The 26,371-nt window shown below is 63.4% G+C and carries 10 protein-coding genes; all 10 read right to left on the bottom strand.

What is annotated here, in order from left to right:
* The coding region (locus VFZ66_23175) for an SDR family NAD(P)-dependent oxidoreductase (protein ID HEX6292109.1) at window positions 1–5,502 on the bottom strand (5,502 nt) is incomplete at its 3' end.
* 85 nt (window positions 5,503–5,587) lie between these two features.
* Window positions 5,588–10,342 (bottom strand): SDR family NAD(P)-dependent oxidoreductase, encoded by a 4,755-nt coding sequence (locus tag VFZ66_23170; GenBank protein HEX6292108.1) that lies wholly within the window; start codon window positions 10,340–10,342, stop codon window positions 5,588–5,590.
* Window positions 10,343–10,434: 92 nt separating this feature from the next.
* Complete coding sequence (locus tag VFZ66_23165) at window positions 10,435–14,802, bottom strand: amino acid adenylation domain-containing protein (GenBank protein ID HEX6292107.1); 4,368 nt, start codon at window positions 14,800–14,802, stop codon at window positions 10,435–10,437.
* A gap of 99 nt (window positions 14,803–14,901) precedes the next feature.
* Window positions 14,902–20,643 (bottom strand): type I polyketide synthase, encoded by a 5,742-nt coding sequence (locus VFZ66_23160; protein HEX6292106.1) that lies wholly within the window; start codon window positions 20,641–20,643, stop codon window positions 14,902–14,904.
* A gap of 228 nt (window positions 20,644–20,871) precedes the next feature.
* Window positions 20,872–21,942 (bottom strand): HAD-IIIC family phosphatase, encoded by a 1,071-nt coding sequence (locus tag VFZ66_23155; protein HEX6292105.1) that lies wholly within the window; start codon window positions 21,940–21,942, stop codon window positions 20,872–20,874.
* Window positions 21,943–21,962: 20 nt separating this feature from the next.
* The gene (locus VFZ66_23150) at window positions 21,963–23,093 is read right to left on the bottom strand and encodes an acyl-CoA dehydrogenase family protein (protein ID HEX6292104.1); all 1,131 of its coding nucleotides are present in this window, start codon (window positions 23,091–23,093) and stop codon (window positions 21,963–21,965) included.
* A 44-nt stretch (window positions 23,094–23,137) separates the two neighbouring features.
* A complete protein-coding gene (locus VFZ66_23145) occupies window positions 23,138–23,383 on the bottom strand; it encodes a phosphopantetheine-binding protein (protein HEX6292103.1) in 246 nt (81 codons plus the stop codon).
* 22 nt (window positions 23,384–23,405) lie between these two features.
* Window positions 23,406–24,272, bottom strand: a complete 867-nt coding sequence (locus VFZ66_23140; GenBank protein HEX6292102.1) for a 3-hydroxyacyl-CoA dehydrogenase NAD-binding domain-containing protein — start codon at window positions 24,270–24,272, stop codon at window positions 23,406–23,408.
* Between the two features lie 262 nt (window positions 24,273–24,534).
* Window positions 24,535–25,416, bottom strand: coding sequence for an ABC transporter permease (locus VFZ66_23135; GenBank protein ID HEX6292101.1), 882 nt, complete (start codon window positions 25,414–25,416; stop codon window positions 24,535–24,537).
* 19 nt (window positions 25,417–25,435) lie between these two features.
* Window positions 25,436–26,371: ABC transporter ATP-binding protein (locus VFZ66_23130; protein ID HEX6292100.1), on the bottom strand; the 936-nt coding region annotated here is incomplete at its 5' end.

Raw genomic sequence — 26,371 nt, 5'->3', positions numbered from 1 at the left:
CGCGGTGGTGACGACCTCGGCCTGGCCGGTGACGCTGGGCGCGGTATAGCCGACTTTACGCCCGCCGTCGTTGTTGATGGCCGAGCCTTTGATCACCGCATGGATCGTATCGCCGTCCGCCAGCGCATCGTCGAGCCGCTTAAGGAGTACGATAGCAACGCCGTCGCCAAAGATCGCGCCTTCGCCGCGCGCATCGAAGGTGCGGCAGCAGCCATCGGGCGATACCTGATCGCCCTCGACGTAGAGATAGCCCGCCTTGACCGGCACGCGCACCGAGACGCCCCCGGCCAGCGCCATATCGCACTCGCCGTCGAGGAGGCTACGGCAGGCCAGGTGCGTGGCGACTAGCGAGGTCGAGCAGAAGGTCTGCACGGCAAAGCTGGGGCCGTGTAAGTTCAGCTTGTAGGCCACGTTGGTCGCCAGCGCGTCCTTGTCGTTCTCCAGCAGAATATTATCATTGAGCTCTGCGAGCAGCGCCGGATCGCCAGCCATGCGCATCATATAAAAGTTGAGGTTGGTTCCGGCGAAGACGCCGATGAGGCCCTTGTAGCGCTGGGTATCGTAGCCCGCCGTTTCCAGCGCCTCCCAGGCGCACTCGTGGAAGAGCCGCTGCTGCGGGTCCATCAGCTCGGCCTCGCGCGGCGTGTAGCCGAAGAAGGCCGCGTCGAAGTGCTCCACATCATCCAGAATCGGGCGAATTTTCACGTAATCAGGGTTTCGGAGCAGCTCGGGGTCCACGCCTGCGGCAAGCAGCTCGGCATCGCTGAAGTGAGACTTCGACTCAACGCCATCACAAATGTTATTCCAGAACTGCTCGACGGTATTCGCGCCCGGAAAGCGACCAACCATGCTAATGATCGCAATATCCTGCGAGCCGCCGGTTTCGCGCATCCGCTGGCGGCGCTGCCGAAGCTGCGTCTCCTGCCGATCGACCTGCGGCGCGTCCTGCGGCGCGAGATACTGCGCCAGCGCGCTGACCGTCGGTGCCTCGAAGAGCGCGACAGCAGGGATCTGAACCTTGAACTCCTTCTTGATCTGGGCGATCACCTGCAAGCCGTTGAGCGAGTTGCCGCCCAGGTCGAAGAAGTTATCGTGCAGCCCGACTTCTTGAATACCCAGGACATAGCGCCAGATGGCGATCAGGCGCTGCTCGTAGTCGCTGGTGCTGAGCCGCGAGCGCGTGGCGATGATCGTCGGGCTGTCGTCGGGCTGCTCGTCGATATTGCGCAGCGCGGCAAGCTGCACCCACTGGCGAATACGCGCATTCAGGTCGCCGGTTGAATTGACGATGCGGGTGTGAGATCTGGCCGCGATCACGCGCTCGAATGCCTGCGCGCCCTCGGCGGGCAGCATCTCGTACTGCACGAGCGTCGCGCCCGCTTTGCCGGAGCTTGCTTCGTCAGCGCGCCAGGCGTCCCAGTTGACGCTGACCCATTTGACCGGATGGGCCTGATTATGGCGCTGCGCGAAGCTATCCATGAAGCTGTTTGCCGCCGCGTACCCGGCAAAGCCCATGCCGCCCAGCACGGCGGAGAGCGACGAGAAGAGCAGGCAGAAGTCAAGCGGCTCATCGCCGAGTGCCGACTCAAGCGCATACAGGCCGTGCGCTTTCGGCTGGAAGTGAGCTTCGCACTGCTCCCGAACCAGCCGCTGGATCGCGCCGAAGCTGCTGGCGTCGGAGATGCCCGCCGCGTGGAGCACGCCATTGATCGCGCCGAAACGGGCATGCGTCTCAGCGATGGCCGCCTGCATCTGAGCGACATCGGCCACGTCGGCCTGAAGCACCAGCACTTCAGCGCCCAGCGCTTCGAGATCTTGCACGCTGCGAATACGAGCGCTGATGCGGTCATCGGCGGGATGACTTGCCAGCCAATCGGCCCAGCTATCGCGCGGGGGTAGTCCCGACCTCGAAAGCAGCACCAGGCGGGCCTGCACACTGCGCGCGAGGTGTTCGGCCAGCACAAGGCTGACGCCGCCCATGCCGCCCGTGATCAGGTAGATGCCGCGCGGACGCAGGATCGATGCGCTGTTTTCCAGGCGCACCGATGTAAAGCGCTGGACCAGCCGCCGATCGTCTCGGTACGCCACCAGCAGATCGCCGGTCCCGGCCTGCGCTTCGCTGAGCGCCAGATCCGCGAGGGCCTGGTAGTCGCTCGTGGCGGTGATCTGGACATCCACCGTCCGGCAGGAGACGCTGACATATTCCTGGCCGATCACGGTACACAAACCGGCGAGCGAGGCATAGTCAGCATCGGGCACGTCACCCTCGGCGGCCTGCTGCATTCCGTTTGTGATCACCGCCAGATCGAGCGATTGGGTCATCAAATGTGTGTTGAGCGCCTGAACCAGGAAGAGCACGCTATAGAAGCCAAGCTCCTGCGCAGCGCGGAAACGCGCGATCCCCGCGGCGTCTGCCAGCGGCTCCAGGCTCCAAAGGTGCAGCACATGGCTGGGCAGCATGTTCGCGCCGCGCAGAGCCGCGACCAACGCCTGATAGTCTGAGGCATCGCCGGGACGCAGTTCAAACGACTCCGCGTCGACCTGGGCAAACTCAGCGCCGGGTCTGACCTGCACCACCGGTTGTCCTGCGCGGCGCAGGCGGTCGGCTGCGACCTCGCCGACGCCGTGGCTGTCGAGGAAGATCAGCCAGCGTCCATCGCTTGAGGGTGGACCAGGACGCGGGACAGACTCCCAGGCAGGCCGGTAGAACCACTCTGCAATCTCAGGATGCTTGCCGCTCGGCGCGAGCGTCACAGGCCGCACACCGCCTGGCTCGATCCAGAAGCGCCGCCGCTCGAAGGGATAGGTCGGCAGCGACAGGCGGTAGCGCGTCTCGTCGGCATAGAAGCCCGGCCAGTCGATCGTCACACCGAGCTGCCAGAGCTTGCCGAGCGTCGTCAGCAGCAGCGCCTGATCGTCCTGCCGCTCGTGCGCCGCCCGCAGCGTATGCACGACCGTCGTCCGCCGCTCCCGGCTGCACGCCGGATGCTGCCGCACGAACGAGCCCAGCGCCTGCCCCGGCCCGACTTCCAGGAAGGCCAGCGTCTCGTCGCGCAGCAGCACGCCCACGCCGTCGGCGAAGCGCACGGTCTGCACCATGTGCTGCGCCCAGTAGGCCGGGTCGGTCGCCTGCTCCGGCGTGATCCAGGTGCCGGTCACGTTCGAGACGTAGGGGATACGCGGCGCGCTGAGCGTCAGGCTGCGCGCCAGGGCCGTGACCTGCGCGGCGATCGGCGCGAGCATGGTGGAGTGGAAGGCGTGGCTGGTGTCGATCGCGCGGCGGGCGATCTCGGCGGCCTCCAACCGCGCGCTGACCGCCGCGATAGCGTCGGGCGGCCCGGCGAGCACGCAGGCGGTCGGGCTGTTGACCACCGCCAGGCACACGTCGTCGCCCAGGTAGGGCTGCACCGCCGCCTCGCTGGCCGCCACCGCCAGCATCGCGCCTGCCGGAAGCTGCTGGATCAACTGCGCGCGCGTCGCCACCAGCCGCAGCGCGTCTTCCAGCGCGAGCACGCCGCTGACGCAGGCCGCGACGTACTCGCCCAGGCTGTAGCCCAGCATCGCCTGCGGCTGAATGCCCCAGGCCATGAGCAATTGCGCCAGCGCGTACTCGACCACAAACACCGCTGGCTGCGCCAGGGCCGTCTGGTGCAGCGATGAGTCGCCCGCAGATGGTCCATCGCGTCGCAGCAGAGCACGAAGATCGAGCTGACCACCCTGGGACGCAGCGGGACTCGTCCCATCCGATGGATAGAGCGCGGCGGCAAGATCCTGATGCGATTGACGCTGCATCAGGGCGCAGCAGCGATCGACCGTCTCACGGAAGATCGGCTCGTGCTCGTACAGGTCGCGCGCCATGCCGACGTAGTGATCGCCGACGCCGGGGAACAGGAAGGCCAGCGGACGATCGCGATAGACCTGATGCGTGACGCCCAACTGCGCCGCGTCCTGCCGGAGCACCTGGACGGCCTCATCCCGATTCCCACAGACGATCGCGCGGCGATAGTTGAACGCGCTGCGTCCAACCTGAAGAGTATAGGCGACATCGGCAAGGTTCGCGTCGGGATGCTCGTCCAAAAACTGCGCCAGATTCGCCGTCATCGTATCGAGCGCGGTTTCGGTTTTGGCCGAGAGCAGCAGCGTATGGTAGCGGCGCGATTGGCTGGATGCTGCCTGCGCGGGCGCTTCTTCCAGCACGACATGCGCATTGCTACCGCCCACTCCGAACGAGCTCACGCCTGCGCGGCGGGGCGTGCTCTTGTTGGGCCATTCGCGCAGCTCGGTGTTGACGTAGAGCGGGCTTGAGGCCAGATCGATGTCAGGACTTGATTGCTCGAAGTTCAGGCTTGGCGGCAGGAGGCGATTCTTCAGTGCCAGCGACGCCTTGATCAGCCCGGTGACACCGGAGGCGCGGTCAAGATGGCCGATATTGGGCTTGACCGAGCCAATGCCGCAGAATCCGGATCTATCGGTGTGCTTGCGCAGCGCCCGAATCGTTGCCGCCAGCTCGATCGCGTCGCCAAGCGATGTGCCGGTTCCATGGGCCTCGATATAGTCAATACTTTCCGCCTCGACACCGGCGTTGGCGAGGGCTTCGGTAATCACGGCGCTCTGGCCTTCCAGTCCGGGCGCGGTGTAACCGGCGCGCAGCGTGCCGTCGTTATTGATCGCCGAGCCGCGAATAGCAGCGTAGATATGATCGCCGTCGGCCAGCGCATCTTCAAGCCGCTTCAGGATCACCACGCCGACGCCGTTGCCCATCACGCTGCCCTGACCCCGCCGATCGAAGCTGCGGCACTCGCCGTCCGGCGAGACGATGCCGCCCTCCTGGTACAGATAGCCCGTGGTATGCGGAACGCTGATCGCCACGCCGCCTGCCAGCGCCATATCACACTCATAGTTGAGCAAGCTCTGGCTGGCGAAATGCACGGCAACCAGCGAGGTCGAGCAGAAGCTCTGGACGGCAACGCTCGGCCCGCGAAAGTTGAAGCGGTACGAGACGGTAGAAGCAAGCGCATCGGCGGCGTTGAACACCTCGATCTGGAGCTGCCCAAGCAGATCGACCAGATCCGGATTCGTCAGGATGTTGTTGAGCAGGTACGACGGCCCGGCAGCGCCAGCGAAGACGCCGACCAGCGCGCTGCAACGCTCAGGGTCGTAGGCGGCATCCTCCAGGGCTTCCCAGGAGCACTCCAGAAACAAACGCTGCTGCGGGTCCATCACCTCGGCCTCACGGGGCGTGAACCCAAAAAAGGCGGCGTCGAACTGGTCCACGTTGTCAACGGTGGCGCCCGCTTTGACATAGTTGGGCTGGCGCAGCATCTCCGGATCGACACCGGCCTGGCGCAGCTCGTCGTCTGAGAAGCTTCGGATGGACTTAACGCCGTTGATCAGGTTGTGCCAGAGTCCTTGCGGATTGTGCGCGCCAGGAAAGCGGCCTGCCATCCCGATGATCGCTATTGCCGGAGAAGATGTCAGATCGTGCGATCCGGAGTGTTGCATATATCACTACTTTCTGTGCTAGTGTCGTCTCAAGGAGCCTTGTCTGAAGCGTGCGATGCTGTAGGTAAACCCGGCCTGTCACGCGCTAGGCGTGCTGGCGGCGCTGAGCCTGTCGCTCACGGCGTCGCGCTCCGCGATCGTGACGCGCTTCGAGCACGCTTTCGCTGGTCGGGCGCTGCTCAAAGTAGTGCGCCATCGCGCCAATCGAGGGCGCTTCAAACAGCACATACGACGGGATCTGATCGATATTCAGCCGTTTGCGAAGCTTTGCCAGCAGCACCATCCCAAGCAGCGAGTTACCGCCCAGGTCGAAGAAGTTGTCGTTGATGCCGATGTCGGCAATACCTAGCTGCTCACCCCACACGTCAGCGATCAGGTGTTCCAGCTCGCTGCGCGGCGCGACGTACGAGGTCGCCAGGTTCGGGCGACTATAGATCGCCTGGTCTGTGGGGCTGGTCGTCGAGAGCGCGGCAATCGATGCGTCTTTGCCAAACTGGATCATCGCATGCAGATCATCGGTCGAGACAAAGACGCTCGGCAGCCGACGCGAGAGCGCCCGCTCGAAGGCTTCGACGCCTTCGGCAAAGGTCATGCCGTACTTGCGCCGCCGCTCGCGGAAGAACTCCTGAGTAGCGGCATCGTAGCCGTCCATGGCGTCTTCCCAGGCATTCCATTGCCACTCGCCCCAGCCGATCGCGATCGTCGTGCCGTGCTTACGAAAGTTCGCCTGAGCAAAGGCATCGAGAAAAGCGTTTGCCGCGCAGTAGTCCACCTGGCCCGCGCTGCCGCCCGCGATCGACAGGATCGAAGAGCAGAGGACCATGAAGTCGAGCGGTACGTCCTGCACCGCATGAGCCAGCGCGAGCGTTCCCTGGATCTTGGGAGCAAAGACGCGCTCGACCATCTCGGAGGTTTTCAGCGCCGCCAGGCCCTTGCCAGGAACACCGGCGGCATGGATCACCCCGTGAATCGCGCCAAAGCGGGCAAGGGCCTGCCGCACCGCGTGGCTGATCTGATCGGGATTGGCAACGTCGGCCTGAAGGATCAGCACGTCGGCACCCAGGCTTTCAAGCTCCTGCACCTGCTGGACGCGCCGCCGCAGATCCGCATCGGCATGCTGGTTCTGAAGAATAGCGGGCCATTCGTGGCGCGGCGGCAGCCCTGTTCGGCCCACCAGCGCCAGCTTCGCCTTGCAACCGCGCGCGAGGTGGTCGGCCATCGCCAGCCCGATGCCGCCCAGTCCGCCGGTGATCAGGTATACCCCGCCTGCCCGCAGCGGCGACGCCGACATCGTTGCTGGCATTCGCTCGACGGTCTGAGCCCAGCGCCGATGGTCGCGCAGCGCAACCACGATCTCGGTTTCTTCGGCGGTCAGCTCGCCCACGAGATTGGCAAGCAGATCGGCAAACTCGCTATCGTCATCGGGAACGACCAGATCGATGCTGCGGCAGCGCATGGCGGGATGCTCGAACTGGATGCTCCGGCACGGCCCGATCAGCGTCGCTTTGGCTGGAACCAGCCGCTCATGCCCGGTGACGCGCTGCACATGATTAGAAACAATCGTCAGGCAACACTGGTCGAGGTCAAGATCGCTCAGGGCTTGTCCAAGATAGAGCAGCCCGTAGAAGCTCACGTCGAGCAGCGACTTCATGCTGGCCTCGACGGTGGATGAGTCAGCGGTGGTCGGCCAGGCGTACACCACATGGCGCGGGCTTTGTCCGTGGGCCTTCAACGCGCCAAGCAGGCGATCATAGTCGTCGCGGACGCCCGGATTGAGGCCATAGGCGTGATCGCCAAGCCGGGTAAAGCGCTCACTCTGTCGCACGGTGATCACGATCTGCGCCTGTGCCCGTAGCCAGCGCGTGACGGCATCGCCAACGCCACAGTCGTCGGAGAATACCAGCCAGCATCGGCCATCGCTCGCGGCAGGGAGCGGCGCGGCGATATGGGGCGAGCGCTGCTGCCAGCCTGGCAGGTAAAAGCTCTCGGCAAGCTCGTTCCGCTTCAGCAGCGCCAGATCGGCCAGCGATTGGATCGCCTGCGGCGCTGTCGGAGTGTGGCGCGTACCCGGCTCGATCCAGAAACGCTGATGCTCAAAGGGATAGGTCGGCAAGTGAATGCGGCGGCGCTGCTCGTGGGTGTAAAAGCCCGGCCAGTCGATCGTCACACCTAGCTGCCAGAGCTTACCGAGCGTCGTCAGCAGTAGCGCCTGATCGTCCTGCCGCTCGTGCGCCGCCCGCAGCGTGCTGACCACCAGGCTCATCCGCTCCCGGCTGCACGCCGGATGCTGCCGCACGAACGAGCCCAGCGCTTGCCCCGGCCCGACTTCCAGCAGCACCAGATCTGACCGCTGCAAGAGCGCACCCACGCCGTCGGCGAAGCGCACGGTCTGCACCATGTGCTGCGCCCAGTAGGCCGGGTCGGTCGCCTGCTCCGGCGTGATCCAGGTGCCCGTCACGTTCGAGACGTAGGGGATGCGCGGCGCATGCAGCGTCAGGCTGCGGGCCAGCGTCGTGATCTGCGCGGCGATCGGCGCGAGCATGGTGGAGTGGAAGGCGTGGCTGGTGTCGATCGCGCGGCAGGCGATCTCGGCGGCCTCCAACCGCGCGCTGACCGCCGCGATAGCCGCTGGCGGCCCGGCGAGCACGCAGGCGGTCGGGCTATTGACCACCGCCAGGCAGACGCCGTCGCCCAGGTAGGGCTGCACCGCCGCCTCGCTGGCCGCCACCGCCAGCATCGCGCCTGCCGGAAGCTGCTGGATCAACTGCGCGCGCGTCGCCACCAGGCGGAGCGCATCCTCCAGCGCGAGCACGCCGCTGACGCAGGCCGCGACGTACTCGCCCAGGCTGTAGCCCAGCATCGCCTGCGGCTGGATGCCCCAGGCCATCAAGAGCTGCGCCAGCGCGTACTCGACCACAAACACCGCCGGTTGCGCCAGCGCCGTCTGGTGCAGCGGCGTACGGCCATTGGTGGCGCTGCTCGCGAACAATGCACGGGGATTGAGCAGCGGCGGTGCTTCTGCGCCAGCAGGATACAGCACCGCGCGCAGGTCGTGATCCAGATAGGCCGCCAGTACGGTGCAGCAGCGATCGACCGTCTCGCGGAAGATCGGCTCGTGCTCGTACAGGTCGCGCGCCATGCCGACGTAGTGATCGCCCACACCGGGGAGCAGGAAAGCAGCCGCATGACGGCCCTGACTCCTGAGGCTCGCGGGGCGACAGCTCGGATCGGCGGGTGTCAGCAGCGTGACGGCCTCAGCCTGATCTTGACAAACGATTGCGCGGCGGAAATCCAGAGCGCTGCGCCCGACCTGGAGCGTGTAGGCGACATCGCCGAGATGAAGATCGGGCTGATTCGACAGAAAGCGTCCCAGGTTCGCCGTCATCGTATCGAGCGCGGTTTCGGTTTTGGCCGAGAGCAGCAGCAGTTGGTAGGGCCGCGAAGGGCCAGAGGCAGGCCGCTCTGGCGCGGCCTCCAGAATGGCATGCGCATTGGTCCCCGACCAGCCGAACGAGCTAACGCCGGCGATCCGCCTGTCGCCGGTCGTCGGCCAGAGCGTTGGCTGCGTCGGCACCTCAAGCGGGTAGGCGTCCCAGGGAATGCCCGGATTCGGCACGCGCAGATTCAGGGAGGGTGGGATCAGGCTATGGTGCAGCGACAGCGCCGTTTTGATCAGGCCGCCGATCCCGGCAGCCGTCACCATATGCCCGATGCTTGTTTTTAGCGCGCCGACGCGCAGCCGCTGCTCGTGGGTCCGCCCGACGCTCAGCGCCATGCCCAGCGCCTCGATCTCGATCGGATCGCCGAGGGCCGTGCCGGAGCCGTGCGCTTCGACATACTGGACCTGCTGCGCTGTGAGCCTGGCGCTCTTGAGCGCCTGCCGCACAACTGCCTGCTGCGCGAGGCCGTTCGGCGCTGTCTGGCTGCTGCTTCGTCCATCCTCATTCACTGCCGAGCCACGAATCAGCGCAATAATCGGATCGCCGTCCTTGAGCGCATCCGAAAGGCGTTTCAGCGCGACGACACCGCAGCCCTCGCCCATCACAAAGCCATCGGCACCGGCATCGAAGGTTTTACACCGTCCGTCGCTCGCCAGCATATTCATCTTGCAAAAGCTGATAAAGGTGTCGGGCAGCAAGATCACATTGACGCCGCCAGCCAGCGCCAGGTCGCACTCGTTGCTGCGCAGGGCCTGACAGGCCAGATGCGTTGCGACCAGCGATGAGGAGCAGGCCGTGTCAATCGCCACGTTTGGACCCTGGAGATCGAGGATGTATGAGAGCCGACCGGAGGCGATGCTCGACGAGCTGCCGATGCTGAAATACGGATCGTTGCGGCAGGCGATCGCGCCCTGGCTGTGGATCTGAAGCCGGTTGTAGCCACTGTCCATAATCCCGATGTAGATTCCGGTCCGGCTACGAGCCAGGCGATCGACTGACTGCCCGGCGTGCTCCAGCGCTTCCCAGGCAACCTCAAGCAGCAGCCGCTGCTGCGGGTCCATGCGCAGCGCCTCGCCGGGCGCAATCCCGAAGAACTGGTTATCAAACCCGGCAATATCCTCAAGAAACGCGCCCCAGCGCGTGTACATCTTGTCGGGCGCGGCAGGATCGGGATCGTAATACTCGCGCCAATCCCAGCGGTCAGGTGGAATCTCGCTGATCGCCTCCTGGCCGCTCGCCAGCAGCCGCCAGAAGGCATCGGGAGTCATAGCGCCGCCCGGAAACCGGCAGCCGACACCAATGATCGCGATGGGCTCCGGTTCGGGCTGAAGTTTCGCCGCGAGCAGCGCGCGCATTTCGGGAGGAAGACCATTGATGAGCTGTTCGATTGGATGGCCCATTGATTCACCTTTACTCTTACGTGATTGCCGCAGCTTGCGGCGGGCTAGCGACCAGCCAGCCTGCTCGCTGCTGGACGACCCAGGGCGACCGCCTATACCGGCTGATCGACCATGGCGAATTTATCTAACAACTGTTGAGCCAGATTCTGGATATGTGGCTCTAAGAACAGGGTTCCATGATCGCCGGGCACGAGGCGCAGATCGATCGGCGTGCTCGTCAGCGCCGCCCAGTCCTGAGTCGGATCGCCATCCAGCTCGGCCTGTTCGGAGAGGAACAGCGAAATATGATGGTCGGACACATGCAGCGGGTAGGTTGAAAGGACGTAGCTGCTGCCGATCTTATTCACCTGGAACATCTGGAACAGCCGATAGATCTCTTGCTCGGTAGTGTCGGGTGTTACTGTGCCCGCGTGCTTGAGCTCATTGACGCAGTACGACCAGTAATCCTGCGGATCGAGGCGGTTCAGCTCCTCGTAGACCACTTCGAGATCCTTCTTCATGGTTGCCCAGCCCAGATCCTTTCTAATGAACCAGGCAATATCGCCGGTGTCAGGAGCTTCGATCCGCTCGATTTGCGGCGCGATCCGCTGACGGGCGAAGGCCAGGAGCGCCGCCTCGGATTGATCGGCCTGTAGACCGGCGGTGAGCGCAGCCGATGTGTCGAGCAGCCCAAGAAAGCCAATCTCCTCGCCTTGCTGGCGTAGCTGCTGCGCGATCTCCAGCGCGACGATGCCGCCGGAGCAGAAGCCTCCAAGGAGATACGGGCCATGCGGCTGGACCTCCCGCATCGCGGCTATACACTGCGCCGCTCCATCCTCAATAATGCGGCGGCTTGGCGCAAACTCCAGCACATGCCTCGCCAGCTCTGCGGAATCGGACATATGATTCGAGTCCAGGTGCTTCAAGAGCGGCTGCGCCACGCTTGGGAGCTGTAATCCGTAAAACGGCTGGTCGAGGCCAAAGTAGGGCACGAGATCCATGAAGCCGACCAGGACGTTCGCTGGAACGATACCGCCAAGCGGCGCGACGAAGAAGAAGGGCCGTCTGGGGCCGTTGGGCTGGATTTTCACCAGTGGCGAACGAATCTCCGGCAGATCATCTACCAGCCGCAGCACGCCAGGCCAGCCGCGCTCGTGCAGATACGCCGTGAACTCCTTGATCGTGGGAGCGGCGTAGAGCGTTCGGAGTGGCAGGCTTTGGCCCATGCGCTCTTCGATACGCGCCATCAGACGCATCGACAGCAGCGAGTTGCCGCCCAGCTCGAAGAAGTTGTCGGTGATGCTGATCGACTCCCGGTTTAGAATCGATTCCCAGATGCGCACGAGCTGAGCCTGGAGCGCGTCTTCCGGCGGCACATACGCCGCCTGCTGCGCTAAACCTGTCTCCTCCGGCGCAGGCAGCGCGCTCCGATCGAGCTTGCCGCTGGATGTTAGCGGGAGCGAAGTCAGCGGTACTAACAGCGCGGGCAGCATGTAGTCTGGCACGCGCGTTTTCAGAAACATTCGCAGCTCGGCGGGAAAGCCGCCATCGGTTCGCGGCGTGGCGACGTAGGCCGCCAGTCGACGATCGCCGGGCTGCGGCTCGTAGACCACCACGGCGGCGGCCTCGACCTCCGGGTGCTCGCTCAGGCGTTGCTCGATCTCGCCAGGCTCGATGCGAAATCCCCGGATCTTGACCTGGAAGTCGCTGCGACCGAGGAATTCCAGCGCGCCATCAGGACGATACCGCACACGGTCGCCGGTGCGATACAGGCGTTCGGCGGCGCATGCTTCCGTATCGCTGTCGATGAACGGATTGGGCAGAAAGCGAGCGGCGGTCAGATCAGGACGATTGAGGTAGCCGCGCGCCACACCCGCGCCGCCGATGTACAGCTCGCCGGGCACGCCCACCGGCACCGGCTGCATGTGCTGGTCCAGCACATACGTCTGCACGTTCTGGATCGGTCGCCCGATCGGCACGCTCGGCACCTCGGAGGGCAATTCGTCGATCCCGCAGATCGTCGCCACAACCGTCGTCTCGGTCGGGCCGTAGGTGTTGACCAGCCGCACCTGCTCCGGCACGTGCTGTCGCCACAGCGCTACCCGCTCCGCCAGCGCCTCCTCGCCGCCGATGATCACCAGCCGCAGTGTCGGCGGCAGCGATCGACGCAGCTCAGGCAGTTGAAGCGTTAGCTCATGCCAGTAGGCGGTCGGCAGACTGATCACCGTCAGCTCCCATGCCTCGGCCTGCCGGATGAAGCTGGCGGCGGTTGCCAGCATAGCCTCGTCGCGGAGCACCAGGGTCGCGCCGCTGGTCAGGGTGGGATAGATCTCTTCGACGCTCGTATCGAAGCTGAGCGACGCGAACTGCAAGACCCGGTCGGCGGCGGTCAGTCCGTACATCGCGCGGGCAGCCTCGGCGTAGTGGACCAGCGCTTGATGCGCGATCATCACGCCTTTGGGCTGTCCGGCGGAGCCTGAGGTATAGATCAGATACGCCAGATTCGCGGGCTGCACGCCTGCCACGGGATTGGTCGCAGGCTCGGCGGCAATCGGCGCAGAGTCAACATCTACCTGAATGAGGATCGGGGCGGGCGTGGCGGACACCCCCACAGCCGCGCTCGTGAAGCGCTCGCTATGCGCCGCGTCGGTGATCACGGCCCGTGGCTGCGCATCTGCCAGGATGAAGGCCAGGCGCTCGGCGGGCGCGTGCGGGTCGAGCGGGATGTACGCGCCGCCCGCTTTGAGCACCGCCAGCAGGCTGACAATCGCTTCCGGCGAGCGATGGAGGCACACCGCGACGTAGCTTTCAGGGCCAACGCCGTGTCGCCGCAGATAGTGCGCCAGTTGATTGGCGCGCTGATTGAGTTCGGCGTAGCTCAGATCCACGCTGCCAGCCACCAGCGCCGTCGCCTGCGGTGTGCGCGCGGCCTGCGCCTCGAAGTGCTGATGGATACAGGTCGTCGCAGCGAACGGCGCGCCCGTCGCGTTCCATGCCCCGAGGAGCTGCTGGCGCTCCGCCACGGTCAGCAGGGGCAGCCGCGTGATTGTCTGCTCCGGATCGGCCAGGATCGCGTCGAGCAGGATTTGATAGTGTTCGGCCATGCGCTCAATCGTCGCGGGCAAAAACAGGTCCGTGCGGTAATCGAAGCAGGCCATCAGACCGCCGCCGCTCATCTCCTCGATGTTGAGCGTCAGGTCGAATTTGACCGAGTTGTTGCCCGTCTCGAATCGGCTGATCCGTAATCGCGGCAGATCCACCGGCGGCGTCGGGACGTTTTGCAGGGCGAAGAAGATCTGGAAGATCGGCGAGTAGCTCAGCGAGCGCGGATGCTTCAGCTCTTCGAGCAACTGCTCAAAGGGCAAATCCTGGTGCTCGTAGGCGGCGGCGGTTACATTGCGCACCCGGCGCAGCAGCTCGCGGAACGAGGGCTGGTCGCCCAGGTTGACGCGCAGCGCCAGGGTGCTGACGAACATGCCGATCAGCCCTTCCAGCTCCGGGCGCGTCCGGTTGGCCGAGGGCGTGCCGACCAGAATATCATCCTGCCCGCTGTAGCGGCCCAGCAAGATCTGGAAGGCCGCCAGCAGCGTCATAAACAGGGTCGCGCCCTCCTGCCGACCGAGCGCGGTCAGCGCGGCGACGCGCTCCGGACTCAGCGGAAAGTGATAGTGCGCGCCCACAAAGGTTTGCACCGGCGGACGTGGGAAGTCGGTCGGCAGCGGAAAGAGCGGCTGGCTGTCGGCCAGCTGCCGCCGCCAATGCGATAGATGCCGCTCCAGCACCGCGCCCTGGAGCCAGTTGTGCTGCCACACCGCGTAATCGGCGTACTGGATCGGCAGGGCGCTCAGCGTCGGCGCGCGGCCCTGAGCCAGGGCCTGGTAGCAGAGCGCAAACTCGTGGTTGAAGATCCCGATCGACCAGCCATCGGCGATGATGTGATGCATCAGAAACAGGATACCGTGGTGTTGCGCGTCGAGCCGCAGCAGAATCGCGCGAAAGAGCAGCCCCCCGGCCAGGTTGAAGGGCTGGAGCATGAGCGCTTCGACCTCCGCGCGGAGCACGGCCTCGTAGCGGTCTTCGGGCAGCGGTCCCAGCTCGATCTGCTCAAGCCTGAAGCTCGAAGCGGGCAGTACAACCGCGCTCGCCTGCCCATCGACCACCGGAAAGAAGGTCCGCAGCGACTCATGGCGCTCAAGGAGCATGACAATGCTGCGCTCCAAGACACCGATGTCGAGCGTGCCGATCAAGAGCGCCGTGCCGTAGATGTTATAGAACGGGTTCTGCGGCTCGAGCTGGCTCAAAAACCAGAGCCGCTGCTGGACAAATGACAGCGGGACTGGATCAGATCCCGTTCGACGTGGGATCGGCGGGTCGGCCTCTGTGCCGCCGCCGCGTGCGCCGCGTAAGCGTTGCTCCAGTAACGCCCGTTTGGCCGAAGACAGCTCGGCACGGCGCTGATTGATCGGGGTGTTGTTCTCCATAGCAGCGTTACCTTCATTCGCTCATGCGCCCGCTGATCGGGCGATTATGGTCAAACCGGCGCAGGACATTGCTGGACATGCCGCGCCATCAGAGCAACGTTAGTCCGAGAATGCTGCCCGCAGCTCCTCAACTGAGTATTTGTTGAGCTCGGCGAGGAGCATCGCCAGCGTGGTTTCCTGGTCAAGCGACAGCTCCGGCTCCACCACCGGAGGCGGAGTTTCAAGCGGCAGGCCCAGCTTCTCGACAAGATGTGCGCCGAGCGCAGCAATCGTCTGGTAGTTCCAGATCAGCGTGACCGGCAGTTGAAGCGCCAGGCTATCTTCTAAGTGGTTGCGCAGCTCAAGCGCCATCAGCGAGTCGAGGCCGAGCGCGCCCAGCGGCTTATGCCGATCGAGCTTGCTCGGTGCCAGCCGCAAGATTTTGGCGACTTGCTCTTTCAGGTATTGCTCCAGCAGCCCCAGGCGCTGCTCCGGCTCCGCGTCGCGGAGGGCGACGCCGAGTGAGCTCGACGTGGGCGAAGCTGCGGGCTGCTGCTTTTGCTCCTGAAGCAGCCGCGCGAAGACAGGGAGCGTGGCCGCGCCCGGATGGAACTGAAGCCACTGGCGCACGTTCAACGGCATAACGCCAACCTGAGTCGCGTCCTGGCCGATCATTTGCTTGAGCGCGGCTACAGCCTGGGCCGAAGTCATGCTTTTGAGTCCCTGGTTGGTTGGTCGATGCTGCTCGGCGGCATCGGCGGTACAGCTCCAGTTGATACTCAAGGCGGTCAGGCCCTCGGCGCGGCGGTAGTAGGCCAGCGCCTCAAAGAAGGTATCTACCGCTGCCTGGCTTGCCTGCCCCGCCATCCCCAGCATACCCGCGACCGAGGAGCAGAGCACGAAGCAATCGAGGTGCAGGTCCACGGTCAGGCTGTGGAGATTCCATGCGCCGTGCAGGTGCGGCGCGATCATGGCGGTCAAGCCCTCCGGATCGAGCTGGGCCAGCGCGCGGCTGCCTGGCAGGTCTGCCAGATGCAGCACGCCGCGCAGCGGTTGGTTGGTCTGCGCAATCGTGGCTAGTACGGCGGAAAGCTCATCGCGCCGGGCGAGATCGGCCTGGTAAACGCTGATCGAGGCTCCGGCTGCGGCGATCTCGTCGAGCGCGCGCCGGGCTGCCGCCGAAGGGCCGCGCTGGCTGATCATGACCAGATGGCGAACGCCCTCGTCGACGAGCCAGCGCGCAACCGTCAGCCCAGGCTGTTCCAGGTCGCCAGCGACCACATAGGTTCCGGCGGGACGCACGGCGCTGCGTGGAGCTACCGCCGGGGCGATGGGCACCTGCTCAGGCGCGTCGATACGAACCGCGACCTTGCCGATGTGCTGGTGCTGCGCCAGCAGATCGAACGCATCGCGCACCTGCGTGATCGGGAAGCAGCGCAGCGGTGAGGGCTGTAAGCTGCCTTCGGTAAAACGTCCCATGATCTCGCGCAGCAGCCCGGCAAAGTGGTCGGGCCGTGCCGTCATCATGCCCGCCACATCGACCACGAAGAAGGCCAGGCTCTTGCGGAAAGCTCCCAGATCCAGCGGCATGTGCTGGTAAATATCTTTCTTGCCCAGCTCGACAAAGCGACCATACAGGCCGAGCGCTTCCAGGCTCTTGGAGAGCGCAACGCCGGTCAGCGAGTTCAAGACCACATCGACGCCCTGGCCGTTCGTCAGCTCCAGGATCTCGCTTGCGAAGTACGAGGAGCGCGAGTCGAGCACGTGGCTAATACCCAGCGATTGCAAGAACGCCCGCTTCTCAGGCGTGCCAGCCGTGGCAAAGATGTCGGCCCCAAGCTGCCTGGCGATCTGCACGGCAGCGAGGCCAACGCCGCCCGCCGCCGAATGGATCAGCACGCGCTCGCCTGGTGCCAGCCGCGCCTGCGTTACCAGGCTATGCCAGGCAGTCATGAATGCCATCGGCAGGGTTGCAGCAGTGGCAAAGTCGATCTGCTCAGGCTTGGGTACCACAAACCGGGCATCAGCCGTGACATGCGAGCCGAAGGCACCGGCAGCACACGCTACCACAGCATCGCCGATCGCCAGCCCTGCCACCCCGCTCCCAATAGCCGTGATGATCCCGGCGCACTCAAGGCCAAGCAGCGGGCTGCCGTGCTCCTGGCCGGGATAGATACCCCTGGCGCGCAGCACGTCGGCGAAGTTCAGCCCGCTCGCCCGAACCTGGATCTCAACCTGCCCCGGACCCGGCACCCGGCGATTGGCAGCGCGCAGGGTCAGCCGCTCAAGGTCGCCGGGATGGTCGATCGTGAGCTGGAAGGGCCGATTGCCCGCCAGCGTCAGCGCTGCGTCTGGAAGAATCGCCCGCTGTGCCACGACTTCTGCGGTAGCGTGCGCCAGCCTTGCTACATAGCGCTGAGCGCCACGCAGGGCTACCTGATTTTCGGTTGTGCGCGCTAGAAATTCCTCAGCCAGCGCTTCCGCTTCGTTCGCCATTCCGGCGGCGGGGAGGTCCAGCAGCGAGCACTGGAGCTCCGGGTGCTCGTACATCAGGGTGCGGCCCACGCCCCACAGCGTGGCCTGCTCTAGCCGCTGCGGCGTGTCGCGCGTACCACCGATCGCCTGCGTCGCACGTGTGACGAGCCACAGCCGGGGTAGATCGCGCCAGCCGCTTCGCGCGAGCGCCTGAGCCAGATACAGCGCGCTGATCATCCCGTTGGATCTGGCCGAGAAGAGATCTTCGAGCGGCGCTCGATCAACGGTGGCCGACGTGAGGCTCCACATAAAGATGATGTTGCGGCAGGGCAGCCGGGAGCTAGCGGATACGGCTTGTAAAAGCTGGCGGAAGGCGTCAGGTCCGGCAGGATCGAGCCAGTAGCTGGAACCGTGACCTTCCAGCCCATGCGCGCCGGGCGTTACAAGCACACATTCCGCGCCACGCGCCTGTAAACGTGCCGCCATGCTGCTTCCGATACCGCTCGCGTCGGCAAAGATGAGCCACCGCTCCTGATCCAGCGACCGCTCCGGCCCAGCCGGTCGATCCTGCTCCTCCCACAGCACCGCGTACAGCGATTGGTCGGAGAGCTGATCAGGATCGTTTGCCAGCGCTTCGGGATGAAGATCGGGCACGTTTCTGAGCGACTTGCCCGCCCCGTCGATCGCCGCTCGATCGCCGTTCTGTCGGAGCCGGTCATGCTTAAGCTCGGAGCCGGGCTGAGCGCCGGATGCAGCAAAGGTCGGCAGACCCTCGATCCAGAATCGCTCGCGCTGCCAGGGATAGGCGGGCAAGTCCACACAGCGCCCGCCCTCAGGATACAGCCGCTCCCAGTCGACCGGATAGCCTGCGCTGTAGAGCGCGCCCAGCGTATCCAGCAGCGCCGCTCGTGAATCTTCCTGCCGCCGCAGCGATGGCAGCACGATGCCAGCCTGGCCCGCCGCATGCAGGCTGCCCTTAACTGCCTGCATCAGGATCGGATGAGGGCTGATCTCGACAAAGGTGCGGTAGCCCGCATCAATCAGCGCGGCGACCGTCGGGCCGAACCGCACGGGCTCGCGCAAGTTGCGCGTCCAGTAGTCGGCATCCAGCGTCTCGCCCGCTACCACATCTGCCAGCACCGACGAGTAGAACACGGTATGGCTCGGTCGGGGGCGCAGATCGATCACCGCCATCCGAGCATCCTCCAGCAGCGGCTCCATCTGCACGCTGTGAGCGGCGATGTCGACGCTGATCCGGCGGCAGAACACCTGCTGCTGATCGAGCGTCGTCTTCAGCGCTTCGATCGCATCCGGCGTTCCGCTGATGACCGTGGTATGCGGCCCGTTCAGCGCCGCCACCGAGAGCCGATCCCGGTAGCCTTCCAGCGCCGCCTCCGCTTGGGCCTCGGTGAGATCGGCCATGAGCATCGTGCCCTGCCCGCTACAGCGGCGCAACAGCCGCGAGCGAGTGCAGGTGATGCGCGCCGCATCGTCGAGCGAGAGCGCTCCAGCCGCGTAAGCCGCCGCGACCTCGCCCATACTGTGCCCGACCACGGCGGCAGGCACGATGCCCCACGATTGCCACAGCGCATAGATGCCGAGCGTCACCGCAAACAGCGTCGGCTGGATCACATCGATCGGCGGATCGGGCATTGGATTGCGGAGCTGTTCGTGCAGATCCCAGGTGGTGTACGGGCGGAACGCAGCGGCGCAGGCGTCGATCATCTCGCGGAAGACCGGCTCCGAGTCCAGGAGATCGCGCGCCATGCCGCTCCACTGCGATCCCTGTCCGGGGAAGAAGAAGACAACGTTGGATGGCTGCGCATGACTGGTCGGATCGGGCATCGGATCGTCGCTCACTACCGCCTGCGCCTGCTCTGCCAGCGCTTCCGCAGACGCGCCGATCAGAGCCAGGCGGTACTGGTGGTGCGTCCGACGTGTGCTGGCGGTGTACGCAAGATCGTGCAGCGCTGGAGCGGCCCGATCCGTCAGCAGGGCATGATAGCGCCGCGCCAGCTCTTTAAGTGCCTCAGGATGCTGAGCTGAGATCGGCAGCATATACGGCGGCGCGTGCTTGGAGGGCCTGGACTCGGCAGCCGTGATCGGCGGCGCTTCCTCAACCACAACGTGCGCATTCGTGCCCGACCAGCCGAACGAATTAACTCCGGCGATGCGCCGCCCATCGACCGGCCAGGGCTGGAGCGCCGTTGGAATAACAAAGCGGGTGCCGTCCAGCGTGATCTGCGGATTGAGTGACTGGAAGTTGAGATTGCCCGGCAGCGCGCCGTGACGCAGGGCCAGGATCGTCTTGATCAGCCCCGCGATCCCGGCGGCGGTATCCAGATGACCCACATTTGTCTTGACCGCGCCCAGAACACATGGCGGCACCTGATCGCCGGATCGACCGAGCACATCGCTCAGCGCGCCGACCTCGATCGGATCGCCCAGCGGCGTGCCGCTGCCGTGTGTCTCAACATAGCTCACGCTGAGCGGGTCGATGCCGCTGCTGCGCAGGGCCAGGCGGATCACCGCCTGCTGCGACTCCGCGTTGGGCGCTGACAGGCTGCTTGAGCGCCCGTCCTGATTGATCGCAGAGCCGCGAACCACCGCCAGGATCGGATCGCCATCGGCCAGGGCTTCGGCCAGGCGCTTGAGCACGACGACGCCACAGCCCTCGCCTGGGACGAACCCATCGGCCCGGCTATCGAATGTTTTGCAGCGGCCATCGCTCGCCAGCACATGCATCTGGGAATACACAATGGATGCCGATGGCGACAGCATCAGCTTGACGCCACCGGCCAGCGCAAGGCTGCTCTCGCCGGAGCGCAGGCTCTGGCAGGCGAGATGAACTGCGACCAGCGAAGACGACGAGGCGGTATCGACCGCGACGCACGGGCCGCGCAGATCGAACAGGTAGGAGATGCGTCCTGCCGCAATGTTAACCGCGCTGCCGATACCGCTGTACTGAACGATGCGCTCCGGCTCAAGGTTTTGGCCGTAATCGCTGCCAGAAATCCCGATAAACACGCCCGTCGACGTGCCCGCCAGCCTGTCGCGGGACTGGCAGGCGTGCTCCAGCGCTTCCCAGGCGACCTCAAGCAGCAGACGCTGCTGCGGGTCCATGTAGGTGGCTTCACGGGGCGTGATGCCGAAGAAAGCGGCGTCGAAGAGATCGACTTGCTCCAGAAAACCGCCCCAGCGTGTCACCGTTTTACCGGGCGTCGCGGCGCGCGAAGCATAGAAAGCATCGGCATCCCAGCGCGAGGCCGGGACCTCGCTGATCGCGTCGACGCCGTTCCGCAGCAGGTGCCAGAATGCCGTCGGATCGCTAGCGCCTCCGGGGAAGCGACAGCCCATGCCGATGATCGCGATCGGCTCGGCTATCATGGACGATCGGTGCTGCTCCGACGAGTGTTCAGCAATCTGGCTAGCCACGGAGTTCATAGAATCACTGTCCCCTGATGATAAAGCCTGCGCCCCAGGACATTCCCGGCTCCATCGCACCTGAGAGAGAGCAAAGAACAACGAAACCGGATGCCATGCCCTGCGCACCAACGCCGATGAACGCAGAGCAGTGGCGCCTGGGCTTTGTTCTTTGTTTGTCTGCTCTCTCTATCAGGGCAGAATCCGCACGTCGACGTATGACGGGAAGGGTGGGATACGGTCGAGATCGGCCTCGAAGACAATCCGCTTGCCCTCAGAAGATATTTCTTTGAAGCCGTTGAACTTATAGGTGACGTACATCATCCGATTGCGATCATTGGAGATGAATTCCGAGTGGAGGCGGACGTTGTGCGCGCGCGCCATGTTCATGATATGGCCGATCAGGATCGTGCCAACGCCACGCGACATCACCCGGCACGACATCAGCAGCAGCTTGATCGTCCAGACATCGGGCTGGCAATCGACCAGCGTCAGGCCGATTTTGCCGTATGTGCCGTACTTATCTTCCAGCCCGGCGATCAGGAGCTTATGCTGCGGCGATTGCCGGAGGAAATTCAATTCCTCGTAGCCGTAGGTGTAGCCGGTGGTGTTGAGCTGATTCGTGCGCACCGTCAGCTCTTCAGCGCGCTGCAAATCGTCTTCCTGGGCCGGGCCGATCGTGAAGATCATGTTGAGCGAGGCCAGAAATGCATCGGTCGATCCCGCAAATGTTTCTTCGACTTCCTGACGTTTGATGTCGCTGAGATACATCTGGCGGCGCAGGCGCGAGTCTTCCGTCAGGAAGCGCGGATTCATATCCGGGCGATCCAGCAGCGTGCCGAGCTCGGTCACGTCGATGCAGCGCACGGCGGGCAGCGCGAACGCCACCTCCTCGCGCTCGAACGGCTGATCGTCGATAAAGGCGATGGTGTCAAGGCCGATGTTGATCAGCTTGGCGATCTTCTCGATCGACGATGACTTAGGATTCCAGTTGATCTGCGGATACAAGAAGTACTGATCCAGCTCTAGCTCACGCAGCTTCTCCATCGCCGCATCATGATCGTTGCGGCTGGCAACCGATTGCAAGATGCCTCGCTCGTCGAGCGTCTTGATGATCGCGGCAATGTTCTCGGTGAGCACAAGCTGATCGTTTTCGAGGAGAATGCCCTTCCAGAGCGTGTTGTCAAGATCCCAGACCACACACTTCACCGTCTTCGGCTCGGTGTGACTCTGGATCGCAGGCTCAACCAACTCCTGTGACATCGTGCTATATCCTTTTGCTACTACTGCTGATAGCTATATTTCGCGATGGTCATCTGCTGGATCTGGGAGCTACCCTCGATGATCTCCTGAATCCGCGCGTCGCGCAGATACCGCTGGACCGGATAATCGCTACTACAGCCGTTCGCGCCGTGGATCTGGACCGCGTCGTTGGCCGCTTTCGTAACCATCGTCGAGGCGAAGTATTTGGCGATCATCGTTTCCATGATCATCCGTGGATCGCCCTTCTCCTTCAGGTACCCGGCCCGGTAGCACAGCAGCCGCGCCGCGTTGAGATTAGTCAGCATGTTCGCGATCATCTGCTGGATCAGCTGATGCTCTTTGAGATACACGCCGAACTGCTTGCGCTGGCTGGTGTAGCTCAAGGAGGCTTCTAAACACGCCTGTCCAATCCCGACACAGTTCCAGGCCACGGTGTATCGGCCAATATCCAGCACCGAGGCCAGCACCGAGGCAAAGCCAAAGCCCGCCTTGGCGATCACGTCTTCTTTGGCGATCTGGCAGTTGTTGAGCGTGACCTCGCCCAGCATCGAGGCGCGCGAGCCGAGCATGCCCGTAATCGGCGCTACCGACAGGCCCGGCGTGTTGCGCTCCACGAAGAAGATCATGAGCTGGCCCTCGCACTTGCCGAAGACCAGAAACAGATCGGCGAGCTGCCCGAAGGTAATCCAGCGCTTGCGCCCGTTGAGAATATAGCCGTCGCTCGTCGGCACCGCCTCGGTTTCGACGCTCCTGGCATCGCTGCCGGCGTGAATCTCAGTCAGCGCAAACGCGCCAAGCAGCGTGCCCTGCGCCATGCGGGAGAGCCAGCGCTCTTTTTGCGCGGGGCTGCCCCAGCGAGCGATGGCGAACGAGCACATGCTGTGAACGGTCAGCAGCGCGTTCACCGACGAGCTACCCCGGCCCAGCTCTTCCGCCAGCAAGCCGTAGGTAATCATGTCGATCGGCCTGCCGCCGAACTCTTCCGGCACGATCGCGCCAAGATAGCCCGCTCGCGCCATCGCGCTGACCAGCTCAGCCGGAATCCGCTCCTCCTGGTCGTACCGATCGGCATGTGGCACAATCTGCTGGTCGACAAACGAGCGAAAGCCTGCCTGGGCTTCTTTTTGCTGCGGAGTCAGGTCCATGTCCATCGGTATTTCCTTTCACCAGGAAGTGCCTCGTACAGCTTTCGCTCTCAGGCAATCGCGCCGATCTTTCGATCGACCAGATTGGCAATCGCATTGATCGAGCTGAAGTTATCGATGACCAGATCGTCGTTATCGGTGCTGAAGCCAAACTCATTCTCGACGAACAGCACAAGCTGCATCGCAAACAGCGAGTTGACAAGGCCAGCCGCGAAGATATTCTCGTCGTCCGGCAGATCGTTGCGCTGGAGCGAGCGCTCGAAGAATTGTCTGATCCGCGCTTTTGCGTTCTCCATAGCGGTGATTCCTTTCTTGGGGTTACAGGGTGGTTGATCGGTAGGTGTAGAAGCCCTGGCCGTTTTTCTTGCCATGCAGCCCGGCATCGACCATCTTCTTCAGCAGCGGGCAGGGACGGTACTTGCTGTCGTTAAAGCTTTCGTAGAGGACATCGATCGAGTACAGAATCGTGTCGAGGCCGATCAAGTCTGCGGTTTCCAGCGGTCCCATCTTGTGTCCAAAACACGTCTTGAAAATCCGATCGACCTCTTCGGCTGAGGCGACCTGATCTTGCACCAGGAAGATCGCCTCATTGATCGTCAGCATCAGCACGCGGTTCGAGACAAAGCCCGGCGCGTCGTTGACCACAATGCCTTCTTTGCCCATGTTTGCCAGCAGGCTCTTCGCGGTGGCGATCGTCGCCTCCGAGGTGTGGTAGCCGCGAATCACCTCGACCACCGGCTTCATCGGCACCGGATTCATAAAGTGCATGCCGAGGATCTGCGGCGCGCGCTTGGTGACGGAGCCGATGCGCGTAATCGAGATCGCCGAGGTGTTGGCCGCGAAGACACAGTGTTCCGGGCAGATCGCGTCGATCTTAGGATAGATCTCGCGCTTAATGTCCCATTTTTCGGTAGCGTTCTCGATCACGAAATCGGCGTCCTGCAACAGCTCATAGTTGGTGGTGAAGGTAATCCGTTGCAGAACCGCATCCGGCGTTTCCCGCTGCTCGGTCTTCTTGAACAGGCCATGAAAGCGGACGCTCTGATAGATCTCTTCCCTGGCGCTCTCCAGGGTGGCATCGTTCACATCCACCAGGATAACCTGGTGCTGGGTCTGGGCCAGGTTCTGCGCGACGCCGCGCCCCATCACGCCAGCTCCGATTACACCGACCGTGCGTACATCCATTGATACCTCCACTGATTGTGCGATACCGGTCGTAGCCTGGATCGCTCCAGAGCTGCAACCTAGACAAGCCGCGCCACGGAATCTCACGCTGCGCTCGTGACTCGCCAGCCGGACTCGCCATCCTGATCAGGAGTGGGCCGGTGGCGCCAGTACACGAGCTGATACTCAGCGTTTGTCGATCAAAAGCTCAGGGCAACAGGCGTCCAGCATGGCGCATCTCTACGCGCCAGCTTCCGGCAGCGACGATCTGTGGTCGTCGTGGCTAGAGCAGATGAAGCCCTTCTTTTTTGGCGCGGATTTCCGTCTGTTGGAGCAGGTACCGAGAGACGATCACAAAGATGATCGCAAACCCGATCAGCGCCGACCATTGGATCCAGACGGGATAGAAGGTCTTCCAGTTACCATTCAGGCTGTAGTAGCGAATGAGATCATAGCCCCAGGTGTAGGGCAGAACATAGGCGAATACGCGAATATACACGGGCAAGACCGAGATCGGCAGATACGCTCCGGCCAGAAACTCAAACGCCTGGCTGATCAGCGAAGCGATCGAGCCCATCTGTTTCAGCAGCAGCGTCAGGAGCGCGATCATAATGCCCATCGAAACCATCGTCACCAGCACCAGCGCGCAGACGCCCAGCACCAGCAAGACATTAAAGAGGCTGACGCCTGAGTAGAAGACATAGAAGAGGAAGATCGGCAGAAACGTGACCTGATTGATAATCGCGCTTGCCAGCACGGTGCCGATGAAATAGGCATAGCGCGATGACGGGCCGCTGTACAGAAATTCAAGCGTTCCAAAATACAGATCGCGGTTGACCGAGATGATCGGCGAGGAGAGCGCGGTGCCGTTGAAGACCATCAGCATCAGGCTGGAAAGGTAAAACAGCGACAGGCTGTGGCTCGACAGGTTTGCGCCCGACAGCGCATCGACGTTCTCGACCGAGATCGATGTCGCCATCAGCAGAAAGAAGCTGACCTTGATCGTGGCCTCGACTACTCTGCCGATCAAATCCGGCATATACCGCCCGGCCATCAGCAGCTCTTTAGTAATCGTCGCTCTGCACACGGTCCAGCCGGAGACTGGTTTTGAAAAGCTCTCCACCTTGGGCGGAACGCCGACCATCGGGATCGCAGTATCGAGCATGAGAGATCTCCTAAAACACCTAGGTATCGAAGCGCTGCGCGAGAGCACCAACATGATGCACAAAGGCATCTTCCAGCGAGACATTGTAGTTGCGGATGGTTGGCTGAATCTGGTGCTTGCGCATCAGCGCGATCATCATCTCGGTGCCGTCGAGCAGATCGTTCACCCCGAATGACAGCCAGCCCGGCTCGCGCTCGCGGCACGTCAGAATCAGGCTGTTCGCCATAATCTCGTCCTTGACCTCCGGCGAGATTAAGGTACATGGGACTTCGATAAAGCTCTGGACGCTGACGCTCTGCTTCAGCTTGGTCGGCGTGGAGACGATCGGGATCACGCCGTCGGCGATCAGCGCGACACGGTCGGCCATCTCGTCAACTTCGGGCAGAATGTGCGATGTGAGCAGCAGCGATTTCTGCTCATCCTTGACGTAGCGCTTGAGATAGGCCCGAATCTTCTTGGCGACAAGCGGGTCAAGGCCCTTGGTTGGCTCGTCCAGATAGACGACGGGAGGATTGTAGAGCAGCGCCCGCATGATGACCATCGTTTGCTTTTGCCCGCCCGAAAGGTGCTCGAACCGCTTATTGATACTGTCTTCAAAATCGAAATAATGGACAAGCTTTTCGAGCTGCGCCTCGATCGTTTTTTTGTCCAGACCATGCAGCGAGCCAAAGAAATGGAGGTTCTCACGGGCTGTTAGCCGGGCATAGGCCGACCGCTCGCTATCCTGGCCGACATAGCCAAACAGATGCCTGATCGTATTGGTATGCTTGTCCAGGTCATAGCCCATGATCTCGACGCTGCCGGAGTCTTTGATCAGCAGCGTGGCAAGAATCTTAATAAATGTCGTCTTGCCGGACCCGTTTGGTCCCAGCAGGGCCAGGATCTCACCGTTGTACAATTCCAGTGATACGCCCTTCAGGACCTGTTTCTGGCGATACGACTTCTGGACATTCTT

The sequence above is a fragment of the Herpetosiphonaceae bacterium genome (assembly GCA_036374795.1).
Classification (GTDB): Bacteria; Chloroflexota; Chloroflexia; order Chloroflexales; family Kallotenuaceae; genus LB3-1.
This window is presented reverse-complemented; position numbering and strand designations above follow the sequence as displayed.

Excerpts from the sequence above, each read along its gene's own strand:
- VFZ66_23170 (HEX6292108.1), bottom strand. The coding sequence starts at position 10,342 with ATGGGCCATCCAATCGAACAGCTCATCAATGGTCTTCCTCCCGAAATG.
- VFZ66_23165 (HEX6292107.1), bottom strand. The coding sequence starts at position 14,802 with ATGGAGAACAACACCCCGATCAATCAGCGCCGTGCCGAGCTGTCTTCG.
- VFZ66_23160 (HEX6292106.1), bottom strand. The coding sequence starts at position 20,643 with ATGATAGCCGAGCCGATCGCGATCATCGGCATGGGCTGTCGCTTCCCC.
- VFZ66_23155 (HEX6292105.1), bottom strand. The coding sequence starts at position 21,942 with ATGTCACAGGAGTTGGTTGAGCCTGCGATCCAGAGTCACACCGAGCCG.
- VFZ66_23150 (HEX6292104.1), bottom strand. The coding sequence starts at position 23,093 with ATGGACATGGACCTGACTCCGCAGCAAAAAGAAGCCCAGGCAGGCTTT.
- VFZ66_23145 (HEX6292103.1), bottom strand. The coding sequence starts at position 23,383 with ATGGAGAACGCAAAAGCGCGGATCAGACAATTCTTCGAGCGCTCGCTC.
- VFZ66_23140 (HEX6292102.1), bottom strand. The coding sequence starts at position 24,272 with ATGGATGTACGCACGGTCGGTGTAATCGGAGCTGGCGTGATGGGGCGC.
- VFZ66_23135 (HEX6292101.1), bottom strand. The coding sequence starts at position 25,416 with ATGCTCGATACTGCGATCCCGATGGTCGGCGTTCCGCCCAAGGTGGAG.